The sequence below is a fragment of the Mesorhizobium sp. M0410 genome (genome assembly GCF_040321435.1).
GTDB lineage: Bacteria > Pseudomonadota > Alphaproteobacteria > Rhizobiales > Rhizobiaceae > Mesorhizobium.
This window is the reverse complement of record NZ_JAMYRN010000053.1, coordinates 1-7,244: the sequence shown is the minus strand read 5'-3', so window position 1 is coordinate 7,244 and position 7,244 is coordinate 1. Positions and strand designations below refer to the sequence as shown.

Below are 7,244 nucleotides of genomic sequence, written 5' to 3'. Positions count from 1 at the left end.
CTTAGCGGAAATGCTGTCCGCGACTTACTGAAATCACTGTCCGGGACTTAGTGAAATCGGCGTCCGGGACTTACCGAAACACGCAATGGCATGCGTCGATGAGCGACGCCAACTCAGCCTCGCTGAGAATACGCGGAGGCGGAATCGCTCTGGATCTGGGGAAAGCTCTGCGCTCCAAGGCCTCGGTTCGGGTGTCATAGACAGCGAGATACTCGTAGAATCGGCGAAGCACGCCGTGACGGGTGGCGCGGCTGTTGGCGGCGCCGCCGAACGACAAGGCGAAATCCAGCGCCATCGCTCGAGTGGCGGGGGCATCGAGCTGAGCGCGCTCAACGTAGCGGACGAAAGCCCGCAACGTGCCAGCTTGCTTGCTGAAGGCGTAGCCGAGGGAGTGGCGCAGTTCGATGTAACGCTCGGCCTTCTCGCCGAGGAATCGGGTAAAAGCGGTCATACGACGCCTCCCGGAAAGGGGAGTGCGACCTCGGCGAGCTGCGAGGCCGCGACCATTACGTACAGCGCTGTTGTATTGATGCTGCGGTGCCCGAGAAGATCGGCGACCTCGTTGATCGGCGTTCGCTGCCTGACGAGCTGGGTGGCAAGGCTGTGGCGCAGGAGATGCGCACCTGCGACCGACCGAGTTCGACCCCGCCATGCCGCAACCGCTTCCGTACGATCCTCGAAACAGGCGATGCGCACCTGAACGGTCCCACGGGCGGCGTGAAGGACAGGAACAGATATGGGCTATCCACCTTCGGTCGAGCGCGCAGGATGTAGTCGGCGAGCGCGGCTCCGGTCTCCTCGAGGAGCGGCGCCACCCGATCACGCTTGCCCTTGGTACGCCGGACAAAGACCTCGCCCGTTCGCCAGTCGATATCCTGCAGCCGAATGATGCGGAGCTCGCCGTTACGAATGCCCGTGGTGGCGAGCAGCAACAGGACGGCTCGATCGCGGATGTCGACTGGCGTTGTTGCGCCGACCGCATCGATTGCGCGCCGAACGTCGTCCCATGCAAGGCGCGGCGGCAAATGCGCCAAACGCCAATGGGGCGGCCTTGGGACGACGGGGGCAAGATCCTGGTCATGGTGGCCAGCCCAATTCAAAAACCGAAGAAATGTTCGGATGTGAGAGGTCGCCGCCGTGCGGGTGCCGGAGGTCGCCGATAGCGACAGCCGATACTCGATAGCAGCGAGGACATGCTCAGCCGTCAACGCCTCGAGGTCTTGGCCGGGATGGTGATGGCGGAACCAATCCAGAAAGCGGCGGCCGCCCAGAAGAACGCCTTCGCGGGTCTTCGGCTCAAGTCCCCGCACCTTGCGCAGATAGTCCGAAAAGAAGGCCAGAAGCGGAGCATCTGGATCATCCGCTACACTTGGAACGGAACCAATGAACCGCTCCGGAGCCACTCGGCGTGCGTGTCCCAGCGCCGACACTGCCCCGATGCGCGGAGTATCCGTAGTAAACTGCATAAATAGCTGTCGATGACATCTTGATGGATCGGAATCGGACCACTGCGCGGCCCGGCAAACTGGCTAAAGCGCGCTATGCGGCTCAAGTAAATCTTGGCGGATGCTGGCTTATAACCAAGCATGAAAAAATGCTCCGCGAGGCGATCCATCTCGCCACCGAGTGCACCGCTACGCAGGCGCTTGAGCACCCTGCGATACGAAAAATAGAAGTCGAGCATCCTGCCCCTCCAGCATCGCGGCGCAGGGGAATCCCGCGTCCGTCAGAGAGGCATGAAATATTATGTGGCGGAGGATTCCAGACTTGGCAGGCATGGCGGGCGTATGCGGCGCTCCGCCACATAATCTCGCCCGACACATAAGAACGGTTGGACTAACCCGCTCCGCGATTGCGGAGCGGCAAGGAGGGTGTGTGCCGCCGGAGTGGTGTTGATCGCGTCGTCTGTCGCTCTGGTCATGTGTCCACAACAAGCTCCGACTGCGTCAGCATGGAGTGGCTGCTTGCAGCCCATTCCATCCGACAAAGGAGCTTGTCATGACCCAACTTCGCCAGCGCATGAGCGAGGACATGGAGGTGCGCAACTTCGCGCTCAACACCCAGCTGTCGTATCTGCAACAGGTGTCGCTGTTCGCCCGCTATTTTAGCAAGTCGCCGGACTTGCTCGGGCGCGAGGACATTCGGACCTATCAGGTCTATCTGACCAACGAGAAGAAGCTGGCGCCCGGCTCGATCCACATCGCCATTGCGGCGCTGTGCTTTCTCTACAAGGTGACGCTCGAAAGGGACTGGGCGCTTGAAGAGGTCCTGCCGCTTCCCAAGAAGCCGCAGAAGCTGCCGATCATCCTCAGTCCCGAGGAGGTTCAGCGGTTCCTCGGTTGCGTCCTCGACGTCAAACACCACGCCATCCTGACCACTTGCTATGCCGCCGGCTTGCGCATCTCGGAAGCGGTTCGGCTGAAGCCCACTGGCATCGACAGCCAGAGAATGGTCATTCGCGTCGAGCAGGGCAAAGGCCAGAAGGACCGCTACGTGATGCTGTCGCCCAAGCTGCTGGAGATCCTGCGCAACTATTGGAAGGTGCGCCGGCCAAAGGCGTGGCTCTTCCCCGGCGATCGTGCCGACCAGCCGATCACCAGGGATGCCGTGGGACACGCCTGCGCGAAAGCGCGCGACCGCTCCGGCTTGTCCAAACCGGTCACGCCCCACAGTTTGCGGCACGCCTTCGCCGTCCATCTGTTGGAGCCGGCGCCGACGTGCGCACCATTCAACTCTTGCTCGGTCACCGCAGCCTCGCGACCACCGCCCATTACCTGCGGATTGCCACCAACAAGGTCTGCGCCACGTCAAGCCCTTTTGAGCTCTTGCCGCGTCCGGCGCCCATCCTGCCGCCACCCGCCAAGCCTCAGTACTTCTGAGCTCGCGCCGATGGCCCGCTCGGGGCCGGAAGTGGCGGATATCTTCCGCTGCTACGGAGAAGCCTATCGCGAGCAGCATGACGCGTCGCTGTCGACCGCCCAGCGCCGCGTCATGACGGCGATCGAACTGTGCCGGACCGCCGCGCTCGGCGGGCACGTCGAAGCGTGCGATCACTGCGGACATAGCCGCATTGCGTTCAACAGCTGCCGCGATCGTCATTGCCCCCGCTGCCAGTCGCTGACCCGCGCGCAATGGCTGGAGGATCGTCGCGCCGAGCTTCTCGACACGCAATACTTCCACGTCGTCTTCACGCTGCCGGAGCCCGTTGCCGCCATTGCCTATCAGAACAAGGCACTCGTCTACGGTCTTCTCTTCCGCGCCACCGCCGAGACCATGCGCACCATCGCCGCCGACCCCAAGCACCTGGGCGCCGAGATCGGCTTCTTCGCCGTGCTGCACACCTGGGGCCAGAACCTGCTCCATCATCCGCATCTGCATTGCGTGGTCCCAGGCGGCGGCCTTTCTGCCGACGGCGATCGATGGATCGCCTGCAAGCCCGGCTTCTTTCTGCCGGTCCGGGTGCTCTCACGCCTGTTCCGACGATTGTTCCTGGAGCATCTGGAGAAAGCCTTCGACGCCGGCCAGTTGAAGTCTTCTCTGACTTGCAGGCCTTGAGCGAGCGCGATGCGTTCCGGCGCTATCGGGCACCGCTACGAAAGGCCGAATGGGTCATCTATGCCAAGCCACCCTTCGCCGGTCCCGAACAGGTCCTCGACTACGTCGGCCGCTATACCCACCGCATCGCCATTTCCAACAATCGCCTCGTCGCCATCGAGGACGGCAAAGTCGCCTTCCGCTGGAAGGACTATCGGCACGGCAGTCGGCAGAAGGTCATGACCGTCGCGGCCGACGAGTTCATTCGCCGCTTCCTGCTACACGTCCTGCCCGAGGGCTTCCATCGCATCCGCTATTACGGCTTCCTCGGCAATCGCTATCGCGCGCAAAAGCTCGCCTGCTGTCGTGACCTGCTCGGCATGCCAGTTCCAGAGCCGTCGGACAGCCGATCCGCAAAGGACTATCGCGACCGCTACGAGGACCTCACCGGGCATTGCCTGAGGCAATGCCCCGCCTGTCGTCAAGGCCAGATGATCATCATCGAAACATTCGACGGCGTCACCGGACGCCCGCCATACCAGGATACGTCATGAAGCAGGGGCGTCGCTTTCGTTGTCATCAAATCGCGCCGGCCCGCTCGGAAGCCAAACTGAGCCGGTCCTGCAAAAGTGTGCGCCGTCACCACCGGCAAGCTGTCCCAGGCAGGCCGCGGCGCCGATCCTCACATGCCGGAACCGATATCCGTGCCGCTTTCGGCGCACCCACGCCTCAATCGCCGCGTCCGCACCACCAAGATATGCCTGTTGATGGGTGCGGCCACAATTGAAAACCCATAGCGGCCACCGTTCCGGCGGCTTAGTCCAACACGTTTTTAGCTCACCGCCGCGATCGGCCTCAGTACGCTCTCGCCACCCGCCTTTCTGCGCGACGCCAAGCTAAAAACGCTCTGCATTATGTGGCGCGCCACATAACCGTTCAGGCGGCGCGGTTTACGTCTTCCGCGCCAAGCGGGCGCAATTATCGACATTCTGCATATGGTTTCCGCTTTGCGACGGTTGCCTATCGCTGGCATCCGTTGTTTGGGAGCACGTTGCAGGTTTCGCCATTTCGTCGTGGGAAGGCGTTGACGTGCATCTACACGGAGGAGCGTCCTGACCTTTGCCGCGAACTCCCGAATTGGATGTTCGACGCCGGCTACTGCGCGGGCATGACGCTCGGGCGACCCGAAATCGGCATCGAGGGTCTCAATGAGTTGACGATCGTCCTGACGGCGCTCGGCGCGAATCGCAAGCAAGGCGCACAATCCCGCCCTTCAAGGAAGAAGGAGAGGGACGGTGCGAAGAAGCCGATATCACAATCGCGCGCAGCTCATCCTGCAGCTGGAGCGTCAAATTCCTCATCCGCCAGTGGGCAAAAACACAAAGGGACTGGTCGAGACATTGGCCGACCTTCTGCTGGAAGCGCTGGCGGCCGAAGCGGATCAGGGAGGCGGTGATGAACCCGAAGATCACGCCTGATCACCTCGCCCGCTCGGCGGTAGTTTACGTTCGTCAATCGACCATGTCGCAAGTGACGGGCAATCTGGAAAGTCAGCGCCGGCAGTATGACCTGGCGGGAGCCGCAGAAGCGGTCGGCTTTGCATCGGTGACGGTGATCGACGACGATCTTGGCCGCTCGGGGTCCGGCCTGATGCAGCGACCCGGCTTTGAGCGGCTTGTCGCCATGGTCTGCTCCGGCGATGTCGGTGCGGTCTATTGCATCGAGGCGTCACGACTGGCGCGTAACGGACGGGACTGGCATCATCTGATTGACTTGTGCGCGCTGGCCGGCACGCTGGTCGTCGATCCGGATGGCGCATACGATCCGCGGCTCGTCAACGACCGCCTGCTGCTTGGGGCTGAAGGGAACGATGTCGGAATACGAACTGAGCCTGATGCGACAGCGCGGCATCGCCGCCCGTGACTCCAAGGCCAAGCGTGGGGAGTTCCGCTTCATGCTTCCGCCAGGCTTCTGCTGGAGCGAGGCCGATAAGGTCGAGATCGATCCTGACGAGCACGTGGCCGACACCATCCGGCTGGTCTTCGCGAAGTTCCGCGAGTTGGGCAGCGCGCGGCAGGTCTTCTTATGGCTGCGATCGGCAGACATTAAAATGCCCGTGGTCCGGCGCAATGTCGAGGTTTGCAAACTCGTCCGGAAGCCTCCCGCCTACCACAGTGTCATGCAGATTCTTCACAATCCGCTTTATGGCGGCGCCTACGCATTCGGCAGAACGGCGCAGCGGACACGGATTGTCGAGGGGCGCGCCCGTAAGGCCAGCGGCTTCAGGAAGTCTCGCGACGAATGGCATGTGTTGTTGCGTGACAATCATCCTGGTTACATCAGCTGGCAGGAATACGAGGAGAATCAGAAGCTCCTGCTCGAGAACGCGCATATGAAGAAGAACTGCGCGCGCAAATCTGCACGTGGAGGCCGCGCCCTGCTCACGGGATTGATGCGTTGTGGGCGATGCGGACGAATGATGCGCGTCTTCTATGGCATGGCGAAAGGCAACGCCCATCGCTACCAGTGCCGCGGCGATGATGCCCATGTCGGCGCTGGCCTGTGCATCGGCATTGGCGGTCTGCGGATTGATCGCGCCGTCGCCCTGCAGATCCTAGAAGCCGTCTCCGATCGTGCCGTGGAAGCCGCGATCTTTGCTTCGGAGCAGGCCGAGCGTTCGCGAAAGGACATCGTTGCCGCCGTCGAGCGGGAGCTGGAAGCAGCCCGATAGGATGCCTCGCTGGCCGGGCGTCGTTACGAACTGGTCGACCCCGCCAAGCGCCATGTCGCACGCGAACTCGAGGCTCGCTGGAACGATGCGTTGGACCGCGTGGCCACACTGGAGCGCCGGATCGCGGAGCTGTCGGCTCTGTCGGCGACACGCCCAAAGGTCGATCGCGCCCGTTTGCTTCAGCTTGCCCATGATCTACCGGCGGTATGGAACGCACCCTCAACCGACACTCGGACCAAGCAGCGCCTTATCCATATCCTGGTTCAGGAGATCGTATGTGATCTCGATGAGGCGACCAACGAAGCCGTGCTGCTGATCCATTGGACCGGCGGGCGTCACACCGAGGTGCGTGTTGCCCGCGTCAAGACCGGCCGTTGTCCAGATATGGCGCCGAGCGCCGTCGAAGCACTGCGCAAACTCGCCGGACACTGGCCGGATCGCGAGCTTGCCGTATCGCTCAACCGGATGCGCTGCAAGACCGGCGATGGCGAGACCTGGACGACGGTGCGCGTGCGCGAAATGCGCGAGCGGCTCGGCATACCCGGATACGATCCAGCCAAGGCTGATGGCGAAATGATCAGTCTGATGAAAGCCGCCGAACGGCTTGGCATCTGCGTCGGGTCCGCGAAAAGCTTGGCTCTCAAGGGCATCCTGCCGGCGAAACAGATTCTGCCCGGTTCGCCCTGGCTGGTCCCGGTTGAAGCACTCGCTTCAGAAGCGGTGCGCATAGGGGTGCAAGGTATCGTCGCTCGTCGACCGAAGTTCTGCGAGCAATATCAATACGATAAAGTCGTCCGACTGCCCGGACTCTGACAAGGGGATGCATTATGAAACGAACTGCGCCGACCGGATCAAGCTCGTCTACTTCGACGGCACGGGCGTATGCTTGTTCGCCAACGATCTGCATTCATACTACGTCCCTTTCGTCTTCAGTTGAGAGTTTTTGCCTGGCTGGCATTTTGCCTTCGTGCGGCAGCGC

General features: G+C 62.1%; 7 protein-coding genes and 3 pseudogenes. 6 read left to right on the top strand and 4 right to left on the bottom strand.

Annotated elements, in window-relative coordinates:
• Nucleotides 1-70: 70 nt before the first annotated feature.
• From NKI63_RS30315 to NKI63_RS30300, 4 genes and pseudogenes are all read right to left on the bottom strand, one after another.
• Nucleotides 71-451, bottom strand: a complete 381-nt coding sequence (locus NKI63_RS30315; protein ID WP_352824102.1) for a site-specific integrase — start codon at nucleotides 449-451, stop codon at nucleotides 71-73.
• Entirely contained in the window at nucleotides 448-696 is a 249-nt protein-coding gene (locus NKI63_RS30310) for a tyrosine-type recombinase/integrase (protein WP_352824101.1), read from the bottom strand. Before NKI63_RS30310 ends, NKI63_RS30315 begins: the two co-directional genes overlap by 4 nt.
• 8 nt (nucleotides 697-704) lie before the next feature.
• Nucleotides 705-1,466, bottom strand: a pseudogene (locus NKI63_RS30305) (tyrosine-type recombinase/integrase); the annotation flags it as partial.
• The gene (locus NKI63_RS30300) at nucleotides 1,364-1,684 is read right to left on the bottom strand and encodes a hypothetical protein (RefSeq protein WP_352824103.1); all 321 of its coding nucleotides are present in this window, start codon (nucleotides 1,682-1,684) and stop codon (nucleotides 1,364-1,366) included. The gene NKI63_RS30300 and the pseudogene NKI63_RS30305, both read right to left, overlap by 103 nt.
• A gap of 314 nt (nucleotides 1,685-1,998) precedes the next feature.
• Between NKI63_RS30300 and NKI63_RS30295 the strand changes: the two are divergent.
• The 6 genes and pseudogenes from NKI63_RS30295 to NKI63_RS30270 all read left to right on the top strand — a co-directional run bounded on the left by NKI63_RS30295 (nucleotide 1,999) and on the right by NKI63_RS30270 (nucleotide 7,078).
• Nucleotides 1,999-2,879 (top strand): annotated as a pseudogene (locus NKI63_RS30295) (tyrosine-type recombinase/integrase).
• A 10-nt stretch (nucleotides 2,880-2,889) separates the two neighbouring features.
• Nucleotides 2,890-4,088 (top strand): annotated as a pseudogene (locus NKI63_RS30290) (IS91 family transposase).
• Nucleotides 4,089-4,829: 741 nt separating this feature from the next.
• Entirely contained in the window at nucleotides 4,830-5,012 is a 183-nt protein-coding gene (locus tag NKI63_RS30285) for a hypothetical protein (RefSeq protein ID WP_031203903.1), read from the top strand.
• Entirely contained in the window at nucleotides 4,990-5,457 is a 468-nt protein-coding gene (locus NKI63_RS30280; RefSeq protein ID WP_352824100.1) for a recombinase family protein, read from the top strand. Before NKI63_RS30285 ends, NKI63_RS30280 begins: the two co-directional genes overlap by 23 nt.
• Nucleotides 5,405-6,265 (top strand): recombinase family protein, encoded by an 861-nt coding sequence (locus tag NKI63_RS30275; protein ID WP_352824099.1) that lies wholly within the window; start codon nucleotides 5,405-5,407, stop codon nucleotides 6,263-6,265. The genes NKI63_RS30280 and NKI63_RS30275 overlap by 53 nt, the downstream gene beginning before the upstream one ends.
• Before the next feature lie 90 nt (nucleotides 6,266-6,355).
• On the top strand, nucleotides 6,356-7,078 hold the full coding sequence (locus NKI63_RS30270; protein WP_352824098.1) for a hypothetical protein: 723 nt from the start codon (nucleotides 6,356-6,358) through the stop codon (nucleotides 7,076-7,078).
• Nucleotides 7,079-7,244: the final 166 nt, after the last annotated feature.